Below are 25,101 nucleotides of genomic sequence, written 5' to 3'. Positions count from 1 at the left end.
TTGCGGGGGGTCGGCGCACCACATCGGTGGTGCGTGGTGGAAACTGTCCGGAGGATACGGACGTTGTGAAGGTGTCCGGGTCGGCAGGTGTGATGGATCTCGGTTCGTCCTGCCCCACGGGCGGGTCTGTTTCGGTCAAGGGGAATCGCCCGTGAGTTTTTTTGCGAAGTTGTTCGGCAAGAGCGGACGCGAGGACGGCGGTAACGCCAAGCACCGCGCGTCGCGCCATGCCCAGAGCGAGGAGCAGGGTGGCGAACGCCCGCTCTTCCGCGACGAGGTCGGTGGCCAGGGCGGTGATGTTCCGGGCGCGTACGGCGCGTCGTCTGTTGACCCTGCCGGGGCCGCCCGCATAGGTTTCGGAGAACCATCAACCTCAAGTACGGGTGGAGGGTTTGCCCCCGATCCGTACGCGACACAGACCTCGGCGGGGCAGCCGCGGCAGGAGGATGCGTCCATGCCGGTGTGTACGAGGTGCGGTCACCGCAACGCGGCCGACAGTCGTTTCTGCTCCCACTGCGGCACGCCGCTGCGGGCCGGGGTCGCCCCCGAGCGTGCTTCGGAGACGACGTCCACGATCTCCATCTCGGGCCTCGAGGCCTACGACGCGGAGGTCACCGGCCAGACGCAGCTGCCCTCGCTCTCTCCCGAGGCGCTGGCGGCAGTGGAGGCGCTGCCTCTCGGCTCCGCGCTCCTCGTGGTGCGCCGTGGGCCGAACTCCGGCAGCCGGTTCCTGCTCGACGGTGAGCTGACGACGGCGGGCCGTCACCCCCAGAGCGACATCTTCCTGGACGACTTCACGGTCTCCCGGCGTCATGTCGAGTTCCGGCGGGCCCAGGACGGCAGCTTCACCGTCTCCGATGTCGGCAGCCTCAACGGCACGTACGTCAACCGTGAGCCGATCGACTCGGTCGTTCTGTCCAACGGCGACGAGGTGCAGATCGGCAAGTACCGGCTGGTCTTCTACTCGAGCCAGCGGGGCGTTTGACGCCTCGGAGAAGCCTTCAGGGAAGGTCCATGCTGCGAACACCGACGGGCGGTGCCGGATCCGGCACCGCCACCGCGGGCGACCGGCTGGTCAGCATCGGCACGGTGCTGAACCAGCTGCGCGACGAATTTCCCGAAGTGACGATCTCCAAGATCCGTTTCCTGGAGGCCGAGGGGCTCGTGGAGCCCCGGCGTACGGCCTCCGGGTACCGGAAGTTCAGCCCGCAGGATGTGGAGCGGCTCGCCCAGATCCTGCGGATGCAGCGGGACCACTACCTCCCGCTGAAGGTCATCCGTGAGCACCTCGACGCCCTCGCCAGGGGGGAGCAGGTCACGCTTCCGGCCCCCGGGCGCCGACGGGACCTGATCGAGGGTGCCTGGGAGCAGGAGGCGGAGCCGCCCACCGCTTCGCGGATCGGGCGGTCCGAGCTGCTGGCCGCCGCCGAGGTGACGGAGACCGAGCTCGTCGAGTGGGAGGCGTACGGCCTGATCTCCGAGACGGAGGGTGGCGGGTACGACGCCGAGACCGTCACGGTCGCGCGGCTCGTCGCGGACCTGGGGCGATTCGGTCTGGAACCCCGGCACCTGCGGGCCGTCAAGGCCGCCGCGGACCGGGAGGCCGGGCTCATCGAGCAGGTCGTCGCGCCGCTGCGCAGACACCGTAACCCGCAGACCAGAGCGCATGCGGAGGCCACCGCGCAGGAGCTCGCGGCGCAGTCGGTGAGGCTGCACGCGGCCCTCGTGCAGACCGCCTTGGGAATTCGGCTCCAGTGACCTCGTGAGCACCCCGGCGGCGTGCTGGGAGAGGCCCGACGAGCTCTCGGAAGGGGCCTTTCCACGGGGCTCGGAAACCACCTCGGCAGGTGCCTGGGGAGGGCCCGACTATCCAAACCGGTCGGGCACGTCCTAGGGTTGCTGTGTGAACGAGCTCGACGTTGTGGGTGTCCGGGTGGAAATGCCCTCCAACCAGCCGATCGTGCTCCTGCGTGAAGTGGGAGGCGATCGGTACCTCCCCATCTGGATCGGACCGGGTGAGGCGACCGCGATCGCCTTCGCGCAGCAGGGGATGGCGCCTCCGCGGCCGCTGACGCACGACCTTTTCAAGGACGTGCTGGAGGCCGTGGGACAGGAACTCACCGAAGTCCGCATCACGGATCTGCGTGACGGGGTCTTCTACGCCGAGCTGGTCTTCGCCAGCGGCGTCGAGGTGAGCGCGCGGCCGTCGGACGCGATAGCACTGGCCCTGCGGACCGGTACGCCGATCTACGGCAGTGACGGGGTGCTGGACGACGCCGGTATCGCGATTCCGGATGAGCAGGAGGACGAGGTGGAGAAGTTCCGCGAGTTCCTCGACCAGATCTCACCGGAGGATTTCGGGACCAACAGCCAGTGAGTCGACGCGGCGCGGCCGAGGGCCGTTCGCGGGGTGCTGTCAGAGCATTCGAGTAGCCTTTCCCCGGCGAGAGAGACGGGAAACCACTCTCAGGGTGATTATCACTCGGCGTGCCGAGTGTGGCGATCGTTGACGCACCCCGAGTGACTGCCTACCTTCGTGTGGGCAGGTCAAGGACGGAGGGTCGGCGTGATGAGCAGCGCGGACGGTACGGCAGGGAGCTCGCTCGGACGCGTGTCCGCAGGGAGCGGTCCGTATCCGCTTCACGGCAGTGTCGGCGACTTCGGTACGGACGCCGGTGCGGGCACCGGTTCGGTCGCGGGGCCGGGGGGCGGTCCGGGCTCCGGAACCGACGCCGGCCCGGGCTCGGCGGGCGAGGTGGTCGGTTACCGCGGTCCGACGGCCTGTGCGGCGGCCGGGATCACCTATCGCCAATTGGACTACTGGGCGCGCACGGGGCTCGTGGAGCCGAGTGTGCGGCCCGCGTACGGGTCGGGGACCCAGCGGCTCTACAGCTTCCGCGACGTCGTCGTGCTGAAGATCGTCAAGCGCTTCCTCGACACCGGGGTGGCCCTGCAGAACATCCGGGCCGCCGTGCAGCATCTGCGCGCGCGGGGCTTTCGCGATCTGGAGCGGATGACGCTCATGAGCGACGGGGCCACGGTGTACGAGTGCTCCTCGCCGGACGAGGTCGTCGACCTCCTCCAGGGCGGACAGGGTGTCTTCGGCATCGCCGTCGGGGTGGTCTGGCGGGACGTCGAGGCGGCGCTCTCGCAGCTCCACGGGGAGCGGGTCGACACCGGCGAGACGCTCGTGGGGAACAACCCGGGGGACGAGCTGGCGAGGCGGCGGCGGGACAGGGCGGTCTGAGGACCGATCGGGCCCGTCGGCGGTGCGTCGGTGCGCTGCGGTGCGCTGCGGTGCCGCGCGACGTCGTCGGCGTGCGTCGCCGAGATGGCGTGGCGGTGGCCTGCGGTGGTGCCGCGCGCCGTGGTGGGGCGGCGTTGTCAGTGGTGTGAGGCAGCATCGGACGTGTGAGAGCCGCGCCCACCATCCTGCATCTCGACATGGATGCGTTCTTCGCCGCCGCAGAGCAGGCGTCGAAGCCCAGCCTGCGCGGAAAACCCGTGATCGTCGGAGGTCTCGGGCCCCGGGGTGTGGTCGCCACCGCCTCGTACGAAGCCCGCCGTTTCGGAGTGCACTCGGCGATGCCCATGGGCCAGGCGCGGCGGCTCGCGCCGAACGCCGCCTACCTCGTACCCCGCTTCGCCTTCTACCGGTCGATCAGCGAGCAGGTCATGGAGCTGCTCGGGCGGCTCTCCCCGCTCGTGGAGCCGCTGAGCCTCGACGAGGCCTTCGTGGACCTGGAGGCCGGGGGCGTGGCCGACGACAGCGCCGGCGCCCGGGCCGCAGGGGAGCGGCTGCGGGTCGACATCCTGGCGACGACCGGACTCAGCGGGTCCGTGGGGCTCGCGGGGTCCAAGATGATCGCGAAGATCGCCTCCGAGGAGGCCAAGCCCGACGGGCTCGTCCTGATCGAACCGGGGACCGAGCGGGAGCTGCTCGGGCCCCGTTCCGTGCGGATCCTCCCCGGGGTCGGGCCCGCCACCGGTGAGCACCTGCGGCGGGCCGGGATGACCACGGTGTCCGACCTCGCGGAAGCGGGCGAGGACGAGCTCGTACGGCTTCTCGGGCGGGCGCACGGGGCCTCGCTGTACCTGATGGCCCAGGGGTACGACGATCGGCCCGTGGTGGCCGAGCGGGACGCCAAGTCGGTGTCCGTCGAGGACACCTTCGACGTGGACCTGCACGACCGCGTGGGGATCAGGGTCGAGGTGGAGCGGCTCGCGGAGCGGTGTGTGGGGCGGCTGCGGGCCTCCGGGCACTCCGGGCGGACCATCGTGCTCAAGGTCCGCCGGTTCGACTTCTCGACGCTGACGCGGTCCGAGACGCTCCGGGGGCCCACGGACGACCCCGGTGTGGTGCGTGAGGCGGCGGGGCGGCTGCTCGAGTCCGTCGACACGACGGGGGGCGTGCGCCTGCTGGGGGTCGGGGTCAGCGGGCTCGCGGACTACACGCAGGAGGATCTCTTCGCCCAGGCCACCCGGGCCGAGGCGGAGGCGGCCGAGGCCGAGGCCGACGCGGGGGCCGTCGACGGGGTGGTGGGCGGCGAGGCCGCCGTACCCGCTGTCGCCGCCCCCGCCGAGCCCGTGGCCGATCAGCCCGTGGAGCGGCACTGGTCGCCCGGGCACGACGTGCGGCACGCGGTGTACGGGGCGGGCTGGGTGCAGGGGAGCGGGGTCGGGCGGGTCACCGTGCGATTCGAGGAGCCGGGGTCGGAGCCGGGGCGGGTGCGGACCTTCGCGGTGGACGATCCGGATCTTGTGCCGGGGGAGGCGTTGCCTCTGGTGGGCGGGGGGTGACGGGGGCGATCGGGAGCGACCCGCAGCGGCGGGATCCGGGATCTCACCCGCACCCTCCACCACCGCCTGCACCCGCTGCGCGGGGCCGCGGGTGGGTCGGGGTCCCGTTCGTGGCGGCCGCGGCTCGTCTCCCGGGCTTCTACTGGCCTGCCAAGCGGCCGAAATCCGTGTCAGGGGTGTCCGTCGGGGGCGGGGGGAGCGCCAGGCTGTAGTGGCGGTAGAGCTGGAGTTCCTGCTCCGGGGAGAGATGGCGGCCCACACCGAAGTCGGGGGCGTCCTTGATGAGGGCTCGTTCGTACGGGATGTGGAGCCCGTCGTCGAGCAGGTCGCTCGGCTCCAGCGGGACGAAGGCGTCCCGGCTGAACAGGCCGGTGCGGACCGCCGCCCACTCGGGGATGCCGGTCGCGTCGTCCAGGTACACCTCGTCCACGGTTCCGATCTTGTGTCCGTTCCGGTCGTACGCCTTGCGGCCGATCAGGCTGCGCGGATCGATATCGGTCTGCACGGTCCCTCCAACTGGTCGCAACTGCTCTACACCCCTACGAAAGTGCACATCTGGGATGTCGGCCACTTGAGCGATGGAAGCCGCAACAGCGCTGGTAGGCTGGCTGTGGCTGTCGACCCTGTGCGGGAGAGTCCCCCGGAGAAACCTTCCGGAGGGCGCCGAAGGAGCAAATCCTCCCCGGAATCTCTCAGGCCCCTGTACCGCGCGGACGAGGTCACTCTGGAAAGCAGAGCGGTGTCCACGGCATGCGCTCTCACCGACGGTGAAAGCCGGCGTGCCCTGGGGCGTGCCGGTGAAACTCTCAGGTTGAGATGACAGAGGGGGAGGCCGTCCGGGTACCCGCGCCGTGGTGCCCCTCGCAGGTCGTGACGACCAGGAGGCCTCCGTACATGACCGCCAACCGCATTCCGCTCTCCGAACTCGAACAGGGCATCCCGTTCGAGCAGCGGCACATCGGGCCCGACGCCGAGGCGCGTGCCAAGATGCTCGCCCAGGTCGGTTACGGCTCCCTCGACGAGCTCACGGCCGCCGCGGTGCCGGACGTCATCAAGAACACCGAGGCTCTGAGCCTGCCGTCCGCGCGCACCGAGGCCGAGGTCCTGGCCGAGCTCCGCACGCTCGCCGACCGCAATCAGGTCCTCGCGCCCATGATCGGCCTCGGCTACTACGGCACCTTCACTCCGCCGGTGATCCTGCGGAACGTGATGGAGAACCCGGCCTGGTACACGGCGTACACGCCGTACCAGCCGGAGATCTCGCAGGGGCGCCTGGAGGCGCTGCTGAACTTCCAGACCGTGGTCGCCGACCTGACCGGTCTGCCCACCTCCGGCGCCTCCCTCCTCGACGAGGGCACCGCGGCCGCCGAGGCCATGGCGCTCGCGCGGCGCGTCGGCAAGGTCAAGAACGGTGTCTTCCTCATCGACGCCGACACCATGCCGCAGACGATCGCCGTCATCGAGACCCGCGCCGAGCCGACCGGTGTCGAGGTCGTCGTCGCCGACCTGTCCGAGGGCATCCCGGCCGAGATCGCCGAGCGCGGTGTCTTCGGTGTGCTCCTGCAGTACCCCGGCGCCTCCGGTGCCGTCCGCGACATCAAGCCGCTGATCGACGCCGCCCACGAGCTCGGCGCGATCGTCACCGTCGCCGCCGACCTGCTCGCGCTGACCCTGCTCACCTCGCCCGGTGAGCTCGGCGCGGACATCGCCGTCGGAACGACGCAGCGCTTCGGCGTGCCCATGGGCTTCGGTGGCCCGCACGCCGGTTACATGGCCGTCCAGGACAAGCACGCCCGATCCCTGCCCGGCCGTCTGGTGGGTGTCTCCGTCGACGCCGACGGGAACCGCGCGTACCGCCTGGCCCTGCAGACCCGCGAGCAGCACATCCGCCGCGAGAAGGCCACCAGCAACATCTGTACCGCTCAGGTGCTGCTCGCGGTCATGGCCGGCATGTACGCCGTCTACCACGGCCCCGACGGCCTCAAGGGCATCGCGCAGCGCACCCACCGGTACGCCGCGATCCTCGCCGCCGGCCTGACCGCCGGGGGCGTGGAGCTCACCCAGGGCGCCTTCTTCGACACCCTCACCGCCCGCGTGCCCGGCAGGGCCGACGAGGTCGTGGCCGCCGCCCGCGAGGCCGGTGTGAACCTCTACCGCGTCGACGCCGACCAGGTGTCGATCTCGTGCGACGAGACCACCGGGCGCGAGCAGCTCGCCGCCGTGTGGGGTGCCTTCGGCGTCACCGCCGATGTGGAGGCCCTGGACGCCACCACCGAGGACACGCTGCCCGCCGTTCTGCTGCGCTCCGACGCGTACCTGACCCACCCGGTCTTCCACGCGCACCGCTCCGAGACCTCGATGCTGCGCTACCTGCGCAAGCTCGCCGACCGCGACTACGCGCTCGACCGCGGCATGATCCCGCTCGGTTCCTGCACGATGAAGCTGAACGCGACGACCGAGATGGAGGCGGTGACCTGGCCCGAGTTCGGTCAGATGCACCCCTTCGCGCCGGTCGAGCAGGCGCAGGGCTACGTCACGCTGATCACCGAGCTGGAGGACCGTCTCGCCGAGGTCACCGGCTACGACAAGGTGTCGATCCAGCCGAACGCCGGTTCGCAGGGCGAGCTGGCCGGTCTCCTCGCCGTCCGCGCCTACCACCGCGCCAACGGCGACGAGCAGCGCACCGTCTGCCTGATCCCGTCCTCCGCGCACGGCACGAACGCGGCCTCCGCGGTGATGGCCGGCATGAAGGTCGTCGTCGTCAAGACCGCCGACGACGGCGAGGTCGACGTCGAGGACCTGCGCGCCAAGATCACGCAGTACCGCGACGAGCTGTCGGTCCTGATGATCACCTACCCGTCCACGCACGGTGTCTTCGAGGAGCACGTCGCCGACATCTGCGCCGAGGTGCACGAGGCCGGCGGCCAGGTGTACGTCGACGGTGCCAACCTCAACGCGCTCGTCGGTCTGGCCAAGCCGGGCCACTTCGGTGGCGACGTCTCGCACCTGAACCTGCACAAGACCTTCTGCATCCCGCACGGCGGCGGCGGCCCGGGCGTCGGCCCGGTCGGTGTCCGCGCGCACCTCGCCCCGTACCTGCCGAACCACCCGCTCCAGCCCACCGCGGGCCCGGAGACGGGTGTCGGCCCGATCTCGGCCGCCCCGTGGGGCTCGGCGGGCATCCTGCCGATCTCGTGGTCGTACGTGCGTCTGATGGGCGGCGAGGGCCTCAAGCGCGCCACCCAGGTCGCCGTGCTCGCCGCGAACTACATCGCCAAGCGCCTCGAGCCGCACTTCCCGGTGCTCTACACCGGCCCGGCCGGTCTGGTCGCCCACGAGTGCATCGTGGACCTGCGCCCGCTGTCGAAGGCGACGGGTGTCACGGTCGACGACATCGCGAAGCGCCTGATCGACTACGGCTTCCACGCGCCGACGATGTCGTTCCCGGTGGCCGGCACGCTGATGATCGAGCCGACCGAGTCCGAGGACCTGGTCGAGATCGACCGCTTCTGCGACACGATGATCGCGATCCGTGGCGAGATCGAGAAGGTCTCCTCGGGCCACTGGCCCGGCGACGACAACCCGCTGCACAACGCGCCGCACACCGCGGCCGCGCTGGGCGGCGAGTGGAACCACGCGTACACGCGGGACGAGGCCGTCTTCCCGGCCGGGGTCTCGGCCGCCGACAAGTACTGGCCGCCGGTGCGCCGCATCGACGGTGCCTTCGGCGACCGGAACCTGGTCTGCTCCTGCCCGCCGCTGGACGAGTACGACAACTGAGCACGACGTCGGACGCGTCAGGCGACCGCGCATGATGTGAGGGCCGGTTCGGAGGATTTCTCCGGGCCGGCCCTCGGCGTTCCGCGCCTGTTCCTCGTCCGGTGCCGGCCGCGCCCTCAGGCGGCGGTCGTCACCTGCCCCGCCGTCAGCGGCCGGTGGGGGGCGATGATCTGCCCGTCGGGCAGCAGTTCACCGGTGTCCTCGAAGAGCAGGACGCCGTTGCACAGCAGGCTCCAGCCCTGTTCCGGGTGGTGTGCCGTCAGTCGGGCCGCCTCCCGGTCGGCGGAGTCGGCGGTGGGACAGGCAGGCTGGTGCTGGCACATGGATGGGTTCTTTCGCTGCGTCGTGGTGGATGTCCTGCGGCTGTTCGCGCTCATCGCCGCCCCCGTCGGTCGGTTGGGTTCCGATCCCAGTCTTGCCGCACGGACGGTCTTCCGCAGGTATTTCGCGGCAGCTCGTCCTTTCCTGGGAAGACGCATCACCCGCAGGGGCGGTTCAGGTCAACTGCACCGTCTCTTCGGGTGGTTCGGGGTGGTCCCAGTGGGCTAGTCCGTCCGGGCGGGGTGTTCGGGCGGAGCGTTCGGGCAGGCTGCTCACACAGCAGTGCGCCCCGTGACCCGGGCGGGTCACGGGGCGGTGACGCCCGTGCGGTGTATCAGGCGGGCGCCGGCGAGCCCAGGAGGGGCGGCGGCGCGAGACGCGTACTGAGCACGGGCAGGAGATCGGCGACCTGGTAGGGGCGGTGGGCCGCGATCCCCGGCGGGGCGGGGGCCAGTGGCACCAGCAGGTCGGCCGCGGCCGGGGCGGTGGTGGAGCCGTCCGCCTCCGGTTCGGCGTGCAGCCAGAGCGTCAGCATGTAGAGCTCCGGTACGGAGAGCAGGCGCGGCTGGTACGGGACGGGCAGCGCTTCGGCCTGGTGCAGCGCCAGCTCCGTGGCGGTGACGTACGGCCCCTCGAAGAAGTGGGAGAAGGACCAGCCGTCCGGGGTCAGCATGGTGTCCGCGGCGGCGATCGCCCGGTCCCCGTTCCTGATCAGGAAGCGCCAGCCGACGAGGCGGGTGCGGGGTGCCTGCCCCGGTTCGCCGGTGACGCCGAGTACGTGTACGGGCAGGGGGAGTTCGGGGCTCAGTGGTCCCTGCGCGGCCCGCAGGGCGGGAGTTCGCGCCTCACGGACGGCGGTCGGTGAGCCGAGGGCCGCGAGGACACTGCGGAGGGCCGGCGCAGGGGCCGGGGAGGGTCGGAGCATGGTGGGTCGCCTCTCACTCAGGAGACACGGTGATGCGTGGGCAGGTACGACGGCGCTGTCGGCGGCGGGGCCAGAGGGGGGCCATGAGGCCATGGCCGGGCGCCAACACTCTGCCTCGTCCGCGGAGTTTATACGACACGTGTTCACACAGTGTTTCCGCTAGACGTCGCCGATATTCCTGACAAGGCGTCATCAAGCCGTAAAACATGGGCCGCAGAAGCGCAATCCCTGAGCGGCGCCGCTCTCACCTGCGTATTCCTCGCAAGGCTGGACGGCTGAATTTATCCCACCGCTTCCGGATCAATATGACATTGGTATATGTCGATTGTTCGGTGCCCTCGGGATGTGACGGTGGAGCGCAGCATCCAGCCTATCCTCCGACAGCCCTCCTTCGCAGGCGTTGTGGATCAGTGGGGTGGGCATCATCGTCCGTGACGCGCGGCCGTCCTGGCGGCTGCCCACTCTGGGAGGGACGCTTCGATGGGGGAGAAGGTCGCGGCCGACGGGTTCGGCCCGTCCGACCGGCAGCAGTACCGGAGAAAGCTCCAGCAGTGCCTCGCGGGGCTCGCGAGACTCCTGGCGGAGAAGAGGTTCGACCGTCCGCGCAATCTCATGGGCGTGGAGATCGAACTCAATCTCGCCGGCGCCGACGGACTGCCCCGGATGCTGAACGGGCCGGTTCTCGAAAAGATCGCGAGCCCCGATTTCCAGACAGAACTCGGAATGTTCAACCTCGAAGTGAACATCGCGCCCCACCAGCTCGGCGGGCGCGTATTCGACCGGCTCGCGGAGGAGATCGGCACCGGAATCGGATATGCCGACCGCAAGGCCGGGGAACTCGACGCGGGCGTCGTCATGATCGGCATACTGCCCACGCTCACACAGGACGACCTGGTCTACGAGAACCTGTCGGCCGCGGACCGCTACACGCTGCTCAACGACCAGATCCTCGCCGCCCGGGGCGAGGACTTCACGCTCGACATCCATGGTGTCGAGCGGCTGCTCTGTACCTCGGAGTCGATCGTTCCCGAGGCGGCCTGCACCTCGGTCCAGCTCCATCTCCAGGTCACACCGGCCCGGTTCGCCGCCGTGTGGAACGCGGCGCAGGCGGTGTCCGGCGTCCAGATCGCCCTCGGCGCCAACGCGCCCTTCGTCTTCGGCCGAGAGCTGTGGCGCGAGTCCCGGCCGCCGCTCTTCACCCAGGCCACCGACACCCGGCCGCCCGAGCTGCAGGCCCAGGGCGTCCGGCCGCGCACCTGGTTCGGGGAGCGGTGGGTGGACTCGGTGTACGACCTCTTCGAGGAGAACCTGCGGTACTTCCCCGCGCTGCTGCCCATCTGCGACGAGGAGGACCCGCTCCTGGTCCTCGACGGGGGCGGGGTGCCGCACCTCCATGAACTCGTCCTGCACAACGGCACCGTCTACCGCTGGAACCGGCCCGTGTACGGCTGGGTCGACGGCGTCCCCCATCTGCGGGTGGAGAACCGGGTGCTGCCGGCCGGGCCGACCGTCACCGATGTCATCGCCAACGCGGCCTTCTACTACGGACTCGTCCGCTCACTGGCCGACGATCCCCGGCCGGTCTGGAAACGCATGACCTTCGAGGACGCCGAGGCCAACTTCGACACCGCCTGCCGCCACGGCATCGAGGCGGAGCTGCGCTGGCCCCGCTCGGGCCGCGCGGGCGGCGTCGCGACCCTCCCCGCGGTACGGCTCGTCCTCGACGAGCTGCTGCCGCTCGCCGCGGCCGGACTCGACGCCTGGCACATCGAGCCCGCCGACCGTGACTTCTACCTGGGCGTGATCGAACAGCGCTGTCTTCGGCGGGTGAACGGCGCCTCCTGGCAGGCCGACACCTTCCACCGGGCCCTGGAGTCGGGGCTCGACCGCGAGGCGGCCCTCGCGGCGACCACCCGCCGCTACCGAACCCTGATGCACGAGGGGGAGCCGGTGCACACCTGGCCGGTGGGGATCGACTGAGGCCTCCACCCCGGCGGGGCCCGGGGGCGTGGGCGGGGCGGCGGCCGATCATGGCAGAGTGATCCGGACGCCGCCGCGACGGCGTCCGTCCGCGACCGTGAAGTGGAGACAGGTGTGGTGTCGGAGCAACGAGTGAGTGACGCTTCCCTGCCCCCGGACGGTCTGTCGCGCCGGGTGCTGCGCTCCGAGACGCTGATCGTCCTCGCGCTCTCGCTCGGGGCGAGCGCCGTGTCGTCCCTCATCAGCTTCATCGGCTCCCTCACCAAGTCGGGGGCGCTGAAGGAGCAGGCTGCGACGCTCAACGGCTCGTACGCGCCGGGTCGGCCGTGGCTCGACCTTTCCTGGCAGCTCTTCGGCATCGCCACGGCCCTCGTACCGGTCCTGCTCGTGGCCCATCTGCTGATGCGGGAGGGTTCCGGGATGCGGGCCCTCGGCTTCGACCGGACGCGGCCCTGGCCCGACCTCGGGCGCGGCACGCTGCTCGCGGCCGGCATCGGGAGTGCGGGGCTGGCCTTCTACCTCGGGGCGCGGGCGACCGGTTTCAACCTGACCGTGGTGCCGGAGTCGCTGCCCGAGGTGTGGTGGAAGTACCCGGTACTGATCCTCTCGGCGATCCAGAACTCCGTCCTGGAGGAGGTCGTCGTCGTCGGCTATCTGCTGCGCAGGCTGGGGCAGTTGGGGTGGACGCCGATGGCCGCGCTGGTGGCGAGCTCGGTGCTGCGCGGCTCGTACCACCTCTACCAGGGGATCGGCGGCTTCGTCGGCAATGTGGTGATGGGTGTGGTCTTCGTGCTGCTGTACCGGCGCTGGGGGCGGGTCGGGCCGCTGGTCGTGGCACACGCGCTGCTCGACATCGTGGCCTTCGTCGGGTACGGGCTGCTCGCGGGGAAGGTGGGCTGGCTGCCCACGGTGTGAGGTCTCGCCGAGGAAGGGGCGTACGGATTCTCCGTACGCCCCTTCGGTGTTTCGCGGCCCCGGTGGTCAGGCGTGCAGCTCCCCCTCGACGACCGTGACCGCGTGGCCGTTCAGGAGGGTCCGCGCACCACGCAGCCGGGTGCGGACGATGCCGGTACGGGCGCCGCCCTGGAAGCCGACGAGGTCGTCGCGGCCGAACCGGGCCGACCAGTAGGGGGCGAGCGCGGTGTGGGCGCTGCCGGTGACCGGGTCCTCGTCGATGCCGACGCCGGGGAAGAAGCCGCGGGAGACGAAGTCGTAGCCGCTGTCCGGGTGTTCGGCGGCGGCGGTCGCGATGATCCCGCGGGAGGAGAGGCCCTTCAGGGCGGCGAAGTCCGGTGTGAGCGCGCGCACGGTGGACTCGTCGCGCAGCTCGACGACGAGGTCGCCGATGTGCTCGGCCGTGTCGTGGACGGCGACGGCCTCGGCGCCGAGCGCCTTCTCCAGGCCCGCGGGTGCGGGGACCGGGGTGAGGGAGGAGGTCGGGAAGTCCATGGTGATCGTGCCGTCCGTCTCGGCGGTGGCGCCGAGGATGCCGCAGCGGGCCGCGAAGCGGACGGCGCCGCTCGCGGTGCCGGTGGAGTGCAGGACGTGGGCGGTGGCCAGCGTGGCGTGGCCGCACATGTCGACCTCGGTGGTGGGGGTGAACCAGCGCAGGGCCCAGTCCGCCTCGCCGCCGGCGGGCAGCGGGTGGGCGAAGGCCGTCTCGGAGAGGTTGACCTCCGCGGCCACCTTCTGGAGCCAGGTGTCGTCCGGGAAGGAGTCGAGGAGCAGGACTCCGGCCGGGTTGCCGGAGAAGGGCTGGTCGGTGAAGGCGTCGACGATTCGGATCCGCATGTCGCCGACCGTACCGGGGGCGGAAGACGGCGGGCCAAGGCCAATCGCGGAGAACTGGACCGGGCTCGTGACCTGCGGGGTTCGGCGAAACAGTCGGGATGCTTGCTCGACGAACAGTTCCGATATATCGTTGACGCATCGCGACAGTTCAGCGAGTGAATCCGATGGAAGGAGCGTTGCGATGCGTTCACATGGACACGAGTACGGAAACGGACACGGAGCCGGCCGCGGAGGCTGCGGCCCCGGCCCTCGTGGTGACTTCGAGGGGCGGCGTGCGGCGTTCGGGCCCTTCGGGCCCGGCTTCGGCGGGGGCCCCTTCGGTGGCGGCCGCGGCCGCGGGGGCGGCCGGGGAAGGGCGCGGCGCGGTGACGTGCGCGCCTCGATCCTGGCGCTCCTGAAGGACCGCCCGATGCACGGCTACGAGATGATCCGGGAGATCGGCGAGCGCAGCGACGGGGCCTGGAAGCCCAGTCCCGGTTCGGTCTACCCCACCCTCCAGATGCTGGAGGACGAGGGGCTGATCACCAGCGCGAGCGAGGGCGGCAAGAAGCTGTTCACGCTCACCGACACCGGGCGCGCCGAGGCCGAGGACGGCCCCGAGGCTCCCTGGGAGGAGGCCGGGCGCGGCGTCGACTGGGAGGCGGTGAACGAGATCCGGCAGGCCGGTTTCGGTCTGATGGAGGCGTTCGGCCAGGTCTGGAAGACCGGCACCGTCGAGCAGCGGCAGAAGGCGGTCGGCGTGATCAACGAGGCCCGCAAGAAGCTGTACCTGATCCTGGCCGACGAGGACTGACGGTGCCCGTACGGGCCGAGTCCGGCCCGCGGGCCGGACGGTCCGGCGGCAGGGATCGGCCGAAGGGCCCCGTGGCACGCGCCACGGGACCCTTCGGTGTGCGTGCGTGAGGGGCCGCGCCTCAGGCGACCAGGCCCGTGAGCTTGCGCAGCGACTCGGTCAGCGCCGCCGTGGCCGAGTCCTTGAGCTTGCCCGCCATCAGTGAGACCGCCGCGCCGGTGAACGTGCCGTCGATCCGGACGGTGGTCGCGTCCCCGTCCGCCGCCAGCGAGTAGCGCGTCGTGACGACGACGCCCATCGGGCCCTTGCCCTTGATGGCGAGGGCGCGCTCGGACTCCAGCTCCTCGACCGTCCAGAGCACTTCGGCGGGGAAGCCCATCAGCTTCATGTTCTCGGTGAAGGTGGCGCCGGTCTCCAGGGAGCCGGGGCCGCCGTTCGGGAAGTTGGTGTGGGTGGCGTTCCACTCGCCGTACGAGGGGAAGTCCATGAGCTGTGCCCAGACCTTTCCGGCCGGTGCCTCGATGCGTGCCTCCGCGCTGACTTCGGCCATGAGACCACCCCTTCACGCGTACCAACTGGTTCCGGTGTCGCGGAACGTAGCGGGGTGGCCGCGAACATTCAATACTGATGAACCGTCAGTTCTGCGGCGGCCGGTCCCGCCGCGTCCCCGATCCACCAGATCTCGGCCACGTCGAAGCTGTCGGAGGCCCGTGGCGCCCCGTCCTCCTCGTGACAGTGGAAGGCCGCCCAGAACAGATCGGCCGGCAGCGCCTCCCGGGGCGCGTACACCCGGTAGACGTACTGCCGCCCGTCGCGCGCGAGCAGGGCCACCATCCAGAACACGACCGGAGGACGTACGGGGGAGGGCCTGTGGTTGCGTCGGGGGCGCAAAGCAAGGCGGCGCGCGCCCCGTGGGGGCAACGCGCGCGATCTCATCCGCAAGGAGGAGGAACCGTGCGCGCGTGCCCAACTCCGGTGGGATGCGGACATGCTTCTCCCTGGTGATGTTCCGGCCGCCCCGGCCTGATGAGGTGGGAGGGTGCACAGTCCCGTCCCTTTTCCTCAGCGGTCGCTCCGGCAGCCCGCCGCCCCGCGCGCGGAGCTCGCCCCCTTTCTGACGCCGTCCCTCATGACGGTCGTGACGGGTGCCCGCCGAAGAGCGCTGCGGGACGGGGACCGGCAGATCGACACCGCACACCTCCTGCACTCGCTCATCGAGTCCGACCCCGAGGTCGGTGCCGCGTTCGAGGGCGGACACCAGCTCGCCCGCGTCCTCGGCTACCTCGTGCAGCGCTCCATCGGCTACGGCCTGCGCTGGCAGCGTTCGGTCGAGGACTCCGGCGCCCGGCGCCTGCTGCCCGCCGCGCGCGGGGCCGAGTCCCGGGACCCCCGGGGCTCCGGCTGGTCGCCGGCCGCGTCCGCCGCCCTGGAGGAGGCCTTCCGGCGGGCCGCGGAACGGGGTGAGACCCAGGCGCGCGGTGTCGACCTCCTCGCCGTCGTCGCCGCCGACCCCGGGAGCCGGGCCGTCGAGGTGCTGCGCCGCGCCGGGGTCGATCCGGGCGCGCTGGCCGCCCGGGCCGAGGTGCGTACGTCCGGCGCCGCCGGGGCCGGATCCGACGGGGGCGCCGCCGGGTCCGACGGTGGCTTCGGGGCCGGATCCGACAGAGGTCGCGCCGCCGAATCGGGCGCCGGCGCCACGCATGCCGCCGCCCTGGGGGAAGGGATCGTTCCGCGGCGCCACGGGGAGCCGTCTCAACAGGTGTAACGGGGGTTACGGCCCTGACCTGGTCCTGTCATCATGGCCCGATGCACGCGTCTCAGGGGAGAAGCGCCGGCCTGGGACTCGCCCTGGCATCGGCCTTCGCATTCGGTGGTTCAGGAGTGGCGGCGAAGCCGCTCATCGAGGCGGGACTCGACCCGCTCCATGTGGTGTGGCTCCGGGTCGCCGGCGCCGCCCTCGTCATGCTCCCGGTGGCCTGGCGCCACCGTGACCTCCTGCGCCGCAAACCCGCCCTCCTCGTGGGCTTCGGCCTGCTCGCCGTCGCCGGTGTCCAGGCCTTCTACTTCGCCTCGATCTCCCGCATCCCCGTCGGCGTCGCGCTGCTCATCGAGTACCTCGCCCCGGCCCTCGTCCTCGGCTGGGTCCGCTTCGTCCAGCGCCGGCCCGTGACCCGCGGCGCCGCCCTCGGCGTCGTCCTGGCCGTCGGCGGGCTCGCCTGTGTCGTCCAGGTCTGGTCCGGGCTCACCTTCGACCTCGGCGGGCTGCTCCTGGCGCTCGCCGCGGCCTGCTGCCAGGTCGGCTACTTCGTCCTCTCGGACCAGGGATCCGGTGAGGCCGAGCCCGCCGACCCGCTCGGCGTCATCGCCTACGGACTCCTCGTCGGCGCGCTCGTCCTGACGGTCGTCGCCCGTCCGTGGGGCATGGACTGGGCGCTCCTCGGCGGCAGCGCCGACATGGACGGCGACGCCGTGCCCGCGTGGCTGCTGCTCGGCTGGATCGTGCTGATCGCCACCGTCCTCGCGTACGTCACCGGCGTCATCTCGGTGCGCAGGCTCTCCCCGCAGGTGGCCGGTGTGGTGGCCTGCCTCGAAGCCGTCATCGCGACAGTCCTCGCCTGGGTGCTGCTCGGCGAGCACCTCGACGCGCCGCAGATCGTCGGAGGCGCGGTGGTGCTGGTGGGGGCCTTCATCGCCCAGTCCTCGACGCCGAAGGCGCCCCCGGCGGGGCCCGTGGCCGGTTCGCCGGCGGACGCCGGCGCGGCCGGCCTGGACGCGGAGTTGTCGTCCGGGCGGACGGCCCCCTAGGGTGCCGATCATGCATGCGACCGTGCTTCCGCCTCCCGCCGCCTAGCGCGCGCGGAGACCTCCTCGACGAAGACCGGGTTCGGCCGGGCGACACCTCGCCCCCGAGCGGTTCGTCGCTGCCCGCGCGCGGAGCCGAGCGACCACCCTTCCCTCCTGTCTTCCACGGAGAAGTCACGTGTCGAACACTTCGGAATCCGCCCTGTCCGTCGGGCGGAGCCTGCTCTATCTGATCGTCGCCGGGATCGCCTGGGGCACGGCCGGCGCCGCTGCCTCGCTGATCTTCCGCATCAGCGACATGGGCCCGCTGGCCCTCTCCTTCTGGCGCTGCGTCGGGGGTCTCGCCCTGCTGCTCGGCGCGCTCGCCCTGCGGCCCCGGCGCGGTGCCGCCCGGACGGCCGGGGAGACCCGAGGCCGCCGGACGGCCCGCATCCTCGGCACGGGCATCGGCCTCACGGTCTTCCAGAGCGCGTACTTCGCCGCCGTCCAGGCCACCGGCCTTGCGGTCGGCACCGTCGTCACCCTGGGCGCCGGACCCGTCCTCATCGCGGTCGGTGCCCGGCTGACCATGGGCGAGCGTCTCGGCCGCGGCGGGGTCACCGCCGTCACCGGGGCGCTCGCCGGGCTCTTCGTCCTCGTCCTCGGCGGCGGGGCCGCGGAGGTGCGGCCGCTGGGTGTCGCCCTCGCGGTCGTCTCGGCCGCCGGATACGCGGCGATCACGCTGCTCACCCGTTGGCTCGGCCGTGACGGCGGGGGGACGGACGCCCTGTCCACCACCACCTGGGCGTTCGCCGTCGGGACGGTCGGGCTGTTCCCCGCGGCGCTCGCGGAGGGCCTCGTGCCGCACACGGACGCGCCGGTGAGCGTGCTGCTCCTCCTCGTGTACGTGGCGGCCGTGCCGACCGCGCTCGCGTACGCGCTGTACTTCGCGGGGGCGGCGGTCGTGCGGGCCGCCACGGTCTCCGTGATCATGCTCCTGGAGCCGGTGAGCGCGGCCGTGATCGCCGTCTCGCTGCTCGGCGAGCGGCTCACCGCGGCGATCGTGCTCGGCACGCTGCTGCTGCTCACCGCCGTCACGGGCCTGGCCTTCGCGGAGGCCAGGACGGCGGCGGCGGAACGCCGGCGGGAGCCGGTGGCGGTGTAGCCGGGGCGGGGCCCGTGCCTCCGCCGGTACGGGTCGGGGCTCTGCTGCTTCGCCCCACCCCGTACCGGTGTCAGCCGGTCGTGCGGCGGCGCAGTTGGTGGGACCGTGCCGCCAGGTCGCGGGGGCCCTCGCGTTCCGCCAGACGGTCCATGACGTGGTCCTGGACCTCCTGCGGCTTGTTGCCCGCGTACTTGAACTTCGCCCGCACCTCCGTCACCTCGAGCCGCAGCACCCGGATGCCGGGCAGGAGGCGGCCGAACGGGGCCTCGCCCGGGACGGCCGGGGTGGTGCCGCCGTCCGGCTGGAAGTGGGCGACCTGGCGGTTGAGCAGCTCGGCCTTCTCCGCGGGGTCGTCGACCACGTGCGCCGTGCAGCGCAGCTGGACGGCGGCGTAGTACGAGGTGGGGGTGCCGTGCGCGGACGGGGTGCCCTCCGGGGCCGTCCACGTGCCGGGCACGAAGACGTAGTCGTCGACCACGCTGAGCAGCACCGCCGGGTTCGCCTCCAGGGCGTGCCACAGCGGGTTGGGGCGGGCCAGATGGGCCAGGGCCCGGCCGTACGGGCCGGGTTCGGCCTCGTACCGGAAGTGCATCGGCTGTACCCACGGCGGATCTCCGGGCAGACCGTTCACGGCGAGCTGCCCGAAGTCGTGCCGGGAGAGCCAGTCGCGCCACTCCCCCTCGTCGTGGGCGGCGTCCCAGGGGTGGATCAGCATCGTCTCCCGGTCCTTCGTCGTCGGTCGGTCTTCTCGTGTCCTACGCCTCAGAGCGCGGTCAGGTAGCCGGGCAGCGCGACGGCCGGGTCGAGGTCGTCGGCCGGAACCGGCGCGCCGTAGCCGCCGCGCACCGGGACCACGCCGGACCAGTGGGGGAGGGCGAGGTCCTCGGGGTCGTCGTTGGGGCCGCCGGTGCGGACCTTCGCCGAGACCTCGTTCAGGTCGAGGCGGATCACGGCGGTGGCGGCGAGTTCCCTGGCGTTCGCGGGGCGCGAGTCGGCGGAGCGGCCGGGGACGACCTGGTCGACCAGGGCGTCGAGGGCGGTGCGCAGTTCCTCGGGGTCGGTGACCTGGTGGGCGGTGCCGAGGACGACGACGGAACGGTAGTTGAGGGAGTGGTGGAAGGCGGAGCGGGCGAGGACGAGGCCGTCGACGTGGGTCACGGTCAGGCAGATGGGCAGACCGGGTGCCGCCACGCCGTCGCCGGCCGCGCGCAGCGGCCGTGAGCCGGTGGAGCCGTGGACGTAGAGGCGGTCGCCGACGCGGCCGAAGAGCGTGGGGAGGACGACCGGCGCGCCGTCGCGGACGAAGCCGAGGTGGCAGACGTAGGCCTCGTCGAGTATCGAGTGGACCAGCGCCTTGTCGTACGAGGCACGCTGGCGGGAGCGGGTGGGCACGGTCCGGTCGGTCGGCGCGTACGTGTCGGCGGCGGTGGTCATTGCGTACTCCATTGCACTAGTGCATACTCATATTTGTGCTAGGAGAGTATCGGATCGAAGGTCGTCGCGCATCGGACATCTCGGCGAGCGTGGAGAGAGGGGTGGGCGCCGGGGCTCTGCAGCCGGGTCAACTCCTTCCGCCCATGCGTGAGTTGGCGGCCATGCTCGGAGTGAACCCGAACACCGTCGCCGCCGCCTACCGCACCCTGCGCGAACGCGGGGTCATCGAGACCGACGGCCGGCGCGGCAGCCGGGTACGCCCGCGCCCCGCCACGACCGCGCGCGGCTCCATCCGGGTGGAGGCCCCCGCGGGGGTCCGCGACGTCAGCAACGGCAGCCCCGACCCGGTCCTGCTGCCCGCGCTCGGCGAGGCCTTCGCCGATGTCGCGCGGCGGTACGCCGAACGGCCCGGCATGTACGGAGAGGCCCCCGTCGACGAGGAGTTCGGGCGACTCGCGCGCGCCGCCTTCGACGCGGACGGCGTACCGGACGGGCCCGTCGGCGTCGCCTCGGGCTCCCTCGACGCCGTCGAACGGGTGCTCGCCGTCCATCTCCGGCCGGGCGACGCAGTCGCCGTCGAGGACCCGGGCTGGGGCAGCCTCCTCGACCTGGTGCCCGCGCTCGGACTGCGCCCCGTGCCCATCGCCGTCGACGACGAGGGGCCGCTGCCCGAGGAGGTCGAGCGCGCCGTCCGGAAGGACGGGGCGCGGGCGGTGATCATCACCGACCGGGCGCAGAACCCGACCGGGGCCTGTGTCTCCGAGGAGCGGGCGCGGGAACTGCGGCGGGTCCTCGCCGCGCACCCCGGCGTACTGCTCGTCGAGGACGACCACGGGCACGGCATCGTCGCGCAGCCACTCCACCCGCTGGCCGGCGGCACCGACCGCTGGGTGCTGATCCGGTCGGTCGCCAAGGCCTACGGGCCCGACCTGAGGATCGCCGCCTTCACCGGCGACGCCGAGACCGTCGACCGAGTGCTCGGGCGGCAGCGGCTCGGCCCCGGCTGGGTCAGCCGGCTTCTCCAGCGGACCGTCGCGCACCTCTGGGCCGCGGAGGCGGTGGACCCCGCCGTCGTCGCACGCGCGTACGGGAAGCGGCGCGACGGACTCGTACGGGCCCTCGCCCGGCGCGGTGTCGAGGCCCATGGACGCAGCGGCATGAACGTGTGGGTCCCGGTCGCCGACGAGACGGGCGCCGTGACGGGGCTCCTCGCCTCGGGATGGGCGGTGGCGCCGGGCGCGCGGTTCCGGATGAACACGGGGCCGGCCATCCGCCTGACCGTCTCCGGCCTCGCCGTCGCGGACGTCGAGACGCTGGCCGACGCCGTGGCGCGGGCGGCCGGTCCGGTGGTGGCGCGGAGCTACGGGTAGGGGCGCGGCCGCGGAGGGGGGAGGCGGGCCGCCGCGAAGGCTGTGGCCCGTGGGTCACAGCCCCCGGGTCAGACCCGGGCGGTGGGCCGCTCCCGCGGGGCCGTCTCCGGGACGGCGGTCCGCTCCCGCGCCGCGGGCGGGCTCGTGTTCGCGCGCCGGGAGGTGCGGGTCTGGGTGAGAGCCGCGCCCGCGAGGACCACGAGGGCGCCGACCGGGGTGTTCCAGGTGAGCTGCTCGTCCAGCACGGCCACGCCCGCCGCCGTGGCGACCACCGGGATGAAGTACGTGACCATGGCCGCCGTCGTCGGACCGACCTCCGCGACCACCCCGTACTGGAGCAGCATCGCGTACCCCGTCCCCAGCGCGCCGAGCGCGATCACGGCGAGCAGTGGCAGCACCTCCACCGACTCCGGGATCGAGGTGAACAGCGGGGTGACGATCGCCAGTTGCAGGGTCGCGAGACCCACCTGGGAGCCGGCCAGCGAGAGGTTCGAGACGCCGCTGCCGCTCAGCGTCCTGCGGACGTAGATCCAGCCGACCGCATAGCTGAACGAGGCGAGGAGCGCCAGCGCCGTACCGGTCACGTCGAGTCCCGAGAAGCCCTGCCAGGCGCCGAGGACGGTGAGCACTCCCACGAAACCGATGCCCAGACCTGCCGCGCGGACCCGGGTCGGACGGTCCTCGGAGAGCGCCACGAGGGAGAGCAGCATGCCCCACAGCGGGGTCGTGGCGTTGCAGATGCCCGCCAGGGTCGACGGGATGGTCAGCTCCGCGTACGCGAAGAGGGAGAACGGCAGCGCGTTGAGGAGGAAGGCCGCGACCGTCAGATGACCCCAGACCCGGGCGCCGCGCGGCAGCCGGTCGCGCTTCACGACCAGGGCGACGGCGAGCACCGCCGTACCGAACAGAAGACGCCCGAAGGTGACCTGGAACGGGGCGAAGCCCTCGGTGCCGACCTTGATGAAAAGAAAGCTGAAGCCCCAGATCAGGGCCAGGACGCCGAACCGGACGCGCCAGTCGAGCAGACGCGGTGCGCGGACGCCGCGCGTGGTGGGCGGGGAGGAGGGCGAGGTCGGGGCTACGGGGCTCATGCCCTCAGATTGCGGGGCTCGACGTCTTAGGACAAGCGAGAATTCCTCGACCCCTTCCCTTAGTATCGCTTACATGTTGAATCTGGAGCGTCTGCGCACCCTCGACGCCGTCGCCCGGCACGGATCGGTCAGCGGCGCGGCCGACGGACTGCACGTGACCACCTCGGCCGTCTCCCAGCAGCTGTCCAAGCTGGAGCGCGAGGTGGGGCAGCAGCTGCTCGCCAAGAACGGCCGGGGCGTACGGCTCACCGACGCCGGGCTGCTGCTGGCCGGGCACGCGGCCCGGATCCTCTCCCAGGTCCAGATGGCCCAGGCCGACATCGAGGCCCAGCGCGGCCAGGTGGTGGGCGAGGTGCGGGTCGCTGGCTTCCCCACCGCGGCCCGGGGCCTCTTCCCCGCCGCACTCGCCTCCCTGCGCGAGGGACACCCCGAACTCCTGGTCCGTACGACGGAACTGGAGCCCGAGCGGGGAGTCCGCGCGGTGCTGCGCGGCGACGCGGACCTCGCGCTCGTCCTGGACTGGAGCAACAAGCGGGCGCCGGTGCCCGGCGGACTCGAGCGCACCCATCTCCTCGACGACTCCGCCGACGTGGCCCTGCCCGCCGGGCACCGGCTGGCCGGGCGGGAGGCGGTCGACCTGGTGGACTTCGCCGACGAGGAGTGGGTGTCCTGGCCGGAGGGCGAGTTCTGCCACGACTGGCTCATGTTCACCCTGCGCTCCCAGGGCATCGAGCCCCGCATCGGCCATCTCGCGGGGGAGCACCACACACAGCTGGCGCTCGTCGCGGCCGGACTCGGGGTGTGCGTCACGCCCCGGCTCGGCCGTCCGGTGCCGGACGGCGTCGTCTTCGTTCCCGTACGGCAGACGGTGCGGCGCCACATCTACGCCACCTGGCGCGCCGACGCGGGCCGCCGCCCCTCCGTACGGGCCGTCGTCGGGGCGCTGCGCGCGGCGGCCGAGCCTCTGGCGCCCTGAGGTCCGGGCCGCTCAGGGGCCCGCCAGCTTGCGGAAGTCCCAGGAGGCGACGGCGTCCGGCGTCAGTCTCATCCAGGCGTGCCGGCCGTCGTGCGGCATCGCGTCCAGGCCGAAGTTCTTGGCGGCGAAGAGCTGCTCGGGCACGTCGAGCCCGGGGCAGGGTTCGCCCGTCCGCGGTGCCTCGCCGACGAAGACGACCGAGCCCGACAGCTCCACCCCGCGCAGTTCGCCGTACTCCTCGCCGTCGTCCACCACGACGGCGACCCTCGGGTCGGCGCGCAGCTCCGCCCAACGGCGGCTGCGGGTCAGCGAGTACAGCCACAGCGAGGAGCCGTCCCAGGCGAACCAGAGCGCGCTCACGTGCGGGCGGCCGTCGGCGGAGACGGTCGCGACCCGGCAGGTGCGCTGTTCGCAGAGGAAGGAGTCGAGCTCGGCCGGGGTCATCATGATCCGGCGTCCACGGCGCTGTGCGACGGTCATCGTCCGCACCCTTCTGGATTTCTGATGAGACGTCAGAAAGCATGAGGGGCCATTCGCGCGCGTGCAAGGGGAGAGACCATGGGACAGGATCAGGGGCGGGGTTCCAAGGAGCGGCTCGCCGAGCGGATCGGTCCGGACGGCGGAGTCGTCCTGCTCACCGTCGAGTGCCAGCAGGGGGTCGTCGGGCCGGACAGTGCCCTGCCCGAACTGGCCGCCGTCGCCCGCGCGTCGGGAGCCCTGCGCAATGTCGCACGGCTCGTCGCCGCCGCGCACGAGGTGGACGTCCAGGTGATCCACGCCGTCGCCGAACGGCGTCCCGACGGGCGGGGGGCCAACAGCAACGCCCGGCTCTTCCGGGCCGCGACCCGGCTGCCCGTCCAGCAGCACAGCGGGAGCAGGGCGGTACGGATCGCCGAACCGATCCAGGTCGCGGAGGAGGACCTCGTCGTACGGCGCCTGCACGGGCTGTCGCCGCTCGCCGGGACCGACGTCGACCCGCTGCTCCGCAACCTCGGCTGCCGGACGCTGATCGTCACCGGCGTCTCCGCCAACGTGGCCGTGCCCAACGCCGTCTTCGACGCCGTGAACCTCGGCTACACGGTGGTCGTGCCCGGGGACGCCATCGCGGGGGTGCCGGCCGACTACACCCCCGCGATGATCCGTCACACCCTCGCCCTCGTCGCCACGATCACCACCACCGACGAGGTGCTGGCGTGCTGGAGGCTCCCGAGGCGTTCCGGGGCCACCGGGGGCGCCGCGGACCGGGGCTGACCCCGAGGCGCCGTCGTTCGAGGCGGCCTCCGGGGTGCCGTCAGCCGAGGCTGATCGCGTCGCCCACCACCTGGATCGGCGTCGGCGGCAGGGGGGAGGTCGCCGGGCCGGACTTCACGCTGCCGTCCGACACGTCGAAGTGGCTCTGGTGGCAGGGGCAGACGATGACCCCGTCCTTGACGCCGCTCACGGCGCAGCCCGCGTGGGTGCACTTCGAGGAGAAGGCCTTGAACTCGCCGGCCTTGGGCTGGGTGATCACCATGCCCTGGTCGGCGAGGACCTTCCCGCCGCCCACGGGGATGTCCCCGGTGCGTGCGAGGGTCTCGCCCTCCGTCGCCGCGTCCTTGTCGTTCGCGCCGCCGCCCCCGCCGCCGCACGCGGTGAGTGCTGCCGCGAGGCCCGCTCCGCCCGCCGCCGCGACCACCGTCCGGCGTGCCACTCCGCTCATGTAATGCCCCTCTTCCCTCGGTGTGTTCGGTGCACTGTCGTGTCCGTCGTATCTGCCCGAAGGTACGGCTGTGAGCTGTGTCCCGTTCACAGGATCGGGCGTTCGCTTCCTTACAGTTCTCAGTAGAGTGTCAGAACCTGGACACTCTTCAGTGAAAGTGTCCAGCTTCGGCGCCCCGGCGATCCCGGAGCGGGA

The 25,101-nt window shown here is 72.0% G+C and carries 26 protein-coding genes and 1 riboswitch; of the genes, 15 read left to right on the top strand and 11 right to left on the bottom strand.

The genetic code is table 11. The features are described 5' to 3' along the window. The first annotated feature begins 22 nt into the window (after nucleotides 1-22). From ACH4MY_RS19585 to ACH4MY_RS19565, 5 genes are all read left to right on the top strand, one after another. On the top strand, nucleotides 23-985 hold the full coding sequence (locus tag ACH4MY_RS19585) for an FHA domain-containing protein (protein ID WP_398004658.1): 963 nt from the start codon (nucleotides 23-25) through the stop codon (nucleotides 983-985). Between the two features lie 29 nt (nucleotides 986-1,014). Continuing rightward, on the top strand, nucleotides 1,015-1,758 hold the full coding sequence (locus ACH4MY_RS19580; protein WP_398004610.1) for a MerR family transcriptional regulator: 744 nt from the start codon (nucleotides 1,015-1,017) through the stop codon (nucleotides 1,756-1,758). A 145-nt stretch (nucleotides 1,759-1,903) separates the two neighbouring features. After that, nucleotides 1,904-2,377 carry a bifunctional nuclease family protein gene (locus ACH4MY_RS19575; protein ID WP_015032172.1) on the top strand — a complete coding sequence of 158 codons (474 nt, stop codon included), beginning with the start codon at nucleotides 1,904-1,906 and terminating at the stop codon, nucleotides 2,375-2,377. A gap of 192 nt (nucleotides 2,378-2,569) precedes the next feature. Next, nucleotides 2,570-3,247: a MerR family transcriptional regulator gene (locus tag ACH4MY_RS19570; protein WP_398004608.1), complete on the top strand. Its 678-nt coding sequence runs from the start codon at nucleotides 2,570-2,572 to the stop codon at nucleotides 3,245-3,247. 164 nt (nucleotides 3,248-3,411) lie between these two features. Continuing rightward, nucleotides 3,412-4,800 (top strand): DNA polymerase IV, encoded by a 1,389-nt coding sequence (locus ACH4MY_RS19565; RefSeq protein WP_398004606.1) that lies wholly within the window; start codon nucleotides 3,412-3,414, stop codon nucleotides 4,798-4,800. 139 nt (nucleotides 4,801-4,939) lie between these two features. Here the strand turns inward: ACH4MY_RS19565 and ACH4MY_RS19560 are convergent, their stop codons facing one another. Beyond that, nucleotides 4,940-5,305 carry a PRC-barrel domain-containing protein gene (locus tag ACH4MY_RS19560; RefSeq protein WP_398004604.1) on the bottom strand — a complete coding sequence of 122 codons (366 nt, stop codon included), beginning with the start codon at nucleotides 5,303-5,305 and terminating at the stop codon, nucleotides 4,940-4,942. A 113-nt stretch (nucleotides 5,306-5,418) separates the two neighbouring features. Next, a riboswitch (glycine riboswitch) is annotated at nucleotides 5,419-5,518 on the top strand. Nucleotides 5,519-5,694: 176 nt separating this feature from the next. Here ACH4MY_RS19560 and gcvP point away from each other — a divergent pair. Next, a complete protein-coding gene (gene gcvP / locus ACH4MY_RS19555) occupies nucleotides 5,695-8,580 on the top strand; it encodes an aminomethyl-transferring glycine dehydrogenase (RefSeq protein WP_398004602.1) in 2,886 nt (961 codons plus the stop codon). Between the two features lie 116 nt (nucleotides 8,581-8,696). Here gcvP and ACH4MY_RS19550 read toward each other — a convergent pair whose 3' ends face one another. Together ACH4MY_RS19550 and ACH4MY_RS19545 are read right to left on the bottom strand one after the other, a co-directional pair. Further along, nucleotides 8,697-8,903 carry a DUF5999 family protein gene (locus ACH4MY_RS19550; protein ID WP_041662108.1) on the bottom strand — a complete coding sequence of 69 codons (207 nt, stop codon included), beginning with the start codon at nucleotides 8,901-8,903 and terminating at the stop codon, nucleotides 8,697-8,699. 332 nt (nucleotides 8,904-9,235) lie between these two features. Further along, on the bottom strand, nucleotides 9,236-9,826 hold the full coding sequence (locus ACH4MY_RS19545) for a hypothetical protein (protein WP_398004600.1): 591 nt from the start codon (nucleotides 9,824-9,826) through the stop codon (nucleotides 9,236-9,238). A gap of 480 nt (nucleotides 9,827-10,306) precedes the next feature. On the opposite strand from ACH4MY_RS19545, the gene ACH4MY_RS19540 reads away from it, so the two are divergent. Both ACH4MY_RS19540 and ACH4MY_RS19535 read left to right on the top strand, forming a co-directional pair. Further along, nucleotides 10,307-11,806: a glutamate--cysteine ligase gene (locus tag ACH4MY_RS19540; RefSeq protein ID WP_398004598.1), complete on the top strand. Its 1,500-nt coding sequence runs from the start codon at nucleotides 10,307-10,309 to the stop codon at nucleotides 11,804-11,806. Nucleotides 11,807-11,938: 132 nt separating this feature from the next. After that, nucleotides 11,939-12,721, top strand: a complete 783-nt coding sequence (locus ACH4MY_RS19535; RefSeq protein ID WP_398004596.1) for a CPBP family intramembrane glutamic endopeptidase — start codon at nucleotides 11,939-11,941, stop codon at nucleotides 12,719-12,721. Between the two features lie 66 nt (nucleotides 12,722-12,787). On the opposite strand, the gene ACH4MY_RS19530 is transcribed toward ACH4MY_RS19535, so the two are convergent. Continuing rightward, nucleotides 12,788-13,597, bottom strand: a complete 810-nt coding sequence (locus ACH4MY_RS19530; RefSeq protein WP_398004594.1) for a PhzF family phenazine biosynthesis protein — start codon at nucleotides 13,595-13,597, stop codon at nucleotides 12,788-12,790. Between the two features lie 181 nt (nucleotides 13,598-13,778). Here ACH4MY_RS19530 and ACH4MY_RS19525 point away from each other — a divergent pair, with 181 nt between their 5' ends. Further along, on the top strand, nucleotides 13,779-14,390 hold the full coding sequence (locus ACH4MY_RS19525) for a PadR family transcriptional regulator (RefSeq protein ID WP_398004592.1): 612 nt from the start codon (nucleotides 13,779-13,781) through the stop codon (nucleotides 14,388-14,390). Between the two features lie 121 nt (nucleotides 14,391-14,511). Here the strand turns inward: ACH4MY_RS19525 and ACH4MY_RS19520 are convergent, their stop codons facing one another. Next, nucleotides 14,512-14,940, bottom strand: a complete 429-nt coding sequence (locus ACH4MY_RS19520) for an SRPBCC family protein (RefSeq protein WP_398004590.1) — start codon at nucleotides 14,938-14,940, stop codon at nucleotides 14,512-14,514. Nucleotides 14,941-15,008: 68 nt separating this feature from the next. Beyond that, a complete protein-coding gene (locus ACH4MY_RS19515; RefSeq protein WP_398004588.1) occupies nucleotides 15,009-15,233 on the bottom strand; it encodes a hypothetical protein in 225 nt (74 codons plus the stop codon). 286 nt (nucleotides 15,234-15,519) lie between these two features. On the opposite strand from ACH4MY_RS19515, the gene ACH4MY_RS19510 reads away from it, so the two are divergent. The 3 genes from ACH4MY_RS19510 (at nucleotide 15,520) to ACH4MY_RS19500 (ending at nucleotide 18,336) form a co-directional block, all read left to right on the top strand. Beyond that, entirely contained in the window at nucleotides 15,520-16,155 is a 636-nt protein-coding gene (locus ACH4MY_RS19510; RefSeq protein ID WP_398004586.1) for a Clp protease N-terminal domain-containing protein, read from the top strand. Between the two features lie 41 nt (nucleotides 16,156-16,196). Then, nucleotides 16,197-17,195, top strand: coding sequence for an EamA family transporter (locus ACH4MY_RS19505; RefSeq protein WP_398004584.1), 999 nt, complete (start codon nucleotides 16,197-16,199; stop codon nucleotides 17,193-17,195). A 175-nt stretch (nucleotides 17,196-17,370) separates the two neighbouring features. Next, nucleotides 17,371-18,336, top strand: a complete 966-nt coding sequence (locus ACH4MY_RS19500) for a DMT family transporter (protein WP_398004583.1) — start codon at nucleotides 17,371-17,373, stop codon at nucleotides 18,334-18,336. 70 nt (nucleotides 18,337-18,406) lie between these two features. Here the strand turns inward: ACH4MY_RS19500 and ACH4MY_RS19495 are convergent, their stop codons facing one another. After that, a complete protein-coding gene (locus ACH4MY_RS19495) occupies nucleotides 18,407-19,051 on the bottom strand; it encodes an FMN-binding negative transcriptional regulator (RefSeq protein WP_398004581.1) in 645 nt (214 codons plus the stop codon). A gap of 47 nt (nucleotides 19,052-19,098) precedes the next feature. Then, nucleotides 19,099-19,770 carry a pyridoxamine 5'-phosphate oxidase family protein gene (locus ACH4MY_RS19490; protein ID WP_398004579.1) on the bottom strand — a complete coding sequence of 224 codons (672 nt, stop codon included), beginning with the start codon at nucleotides 19,768-19,770 and terminating at the stop codon, nucleotides 19,099-19,101. Between the two features lie 35 nt (nucleotides 19,771-19,805). Here ACH4MY_RS19490 and ACH4MY_RS19485 point away from each other — a divergent pair, with 35 nt between their 5' ends. Further along, nucleotides 19,806-21,140, top strand: a complete 1,335-nt coding sequence (locus tag ACH4MY_RS19485) for an aminotransferase class I/II-fold pyridoxal phosphate-dependent enzyme (protein WP_398004577.1) — start codon at nucleotides 19,806-19,808, stop codon at nucleotides 21,138-21,140. Nucleotides 21,141-21,208: 68 nt separating this feature from the next. Here ACH4MY_RS19485 and ACH4MY_RS19480 read toward each other — a convergent pair whose 3' ends face one another. Further along, nucleotides 21,209-22,231 carry a DMT family transporter gene (locus tag ACH4MY_RS19480; protein ID WP_398004575.1) on the bottom strand — a complete coding sequence of 341 codons (1,023 nt, stop codon included), beginning with the start codon at nucleotides 22,229-22,231 and terminating at the stop codon, nucleotides 21,209-21,211. A gap of 73 nt (nucleotides 22,232-22,304) precedes the next feature. On the opposite strand from ACH4MY_RS19480, the gene ACH4MY_RS19475 reads away from it, so the two are divergent. Continuing rightward, nucleotides 22,305-23,207, top strand: coding sequence for a LysR family transcriptional regulator (locus ACH4MY_RS19475; RefSeq protein WP_398004573.1), 903 nt, complete (start codon nucleotides 22,305-22,307; stop codon nucleotides 23,205-23,207). A 12-nt stretch (nucleotides 23,208-23,219) separates the two neighbouring features. On the opposite strand, the gene ACH4MY_RS19470 is transcribed toward ACH4MY_RS19475, so the two are convergent. After that, a complete protein-coding gene (locus ACH4MY_RS19470) occupies nucleotides 23,220-23,687 on the bottom strand; it encodes a pyridoxamine 5'-phosphate oxidase family protein (protein ID WP_398004571.1) in 468 nt (155 codons plus the stop codon). Nucleotides 23,688-23,765: 78 nt separating this feature from the next. On the opposite strand from ACH4MY_RS19470, the gene ACH4MY_RS19465 reads away from it, so the two are divergent. After that, nucleotides 23,766-24,458, top strand: a complete 693-nt coding sequence (locus ACH4MY_RS19465) for a cysteine hydrolase (RefSeq protein ID WP_398004569.1) — start codon at nucleotides 23,766-23,768, stop codon at nucleotides 24,456-24,458. Nucleotides 24,459-24,498: 40 nt separating this feature from the next. Here the strand turns inward: ACH4MY_RS19465 and ACH4MY_RS19460 are convergent, their stop codons facing one another. Continuing rightward, nucleotides 24,499-24,906 carry a Rieske (2Fe-2S) protein gene (locus ACH4MY_RS19460; protein ID WP_398004567.1) on the bottom strand — a complete coding sequence of 136 codons (408 nt, stop codon included), beginning with the start codon at nucleotides 24,904-24,906 and terminating at the stop codon, nucleotides 24,499-24,501. Nucleotides 24,907-25,101: the final 195 nt, after the last annotated feature.

This window comes from Streptomyces sp. NPDC017246, from assembly GCF_044331325.1.
Lineage (GTDB): Bacteria > Actinomycetota > Actinomycetes > Streptomycetales > Streptomycetaceae > Streptomyces.
Note: the sequence above shows the minus strand (reverse complement) of the source record. Positions and strands in the feature narration are given on the sequence as shown.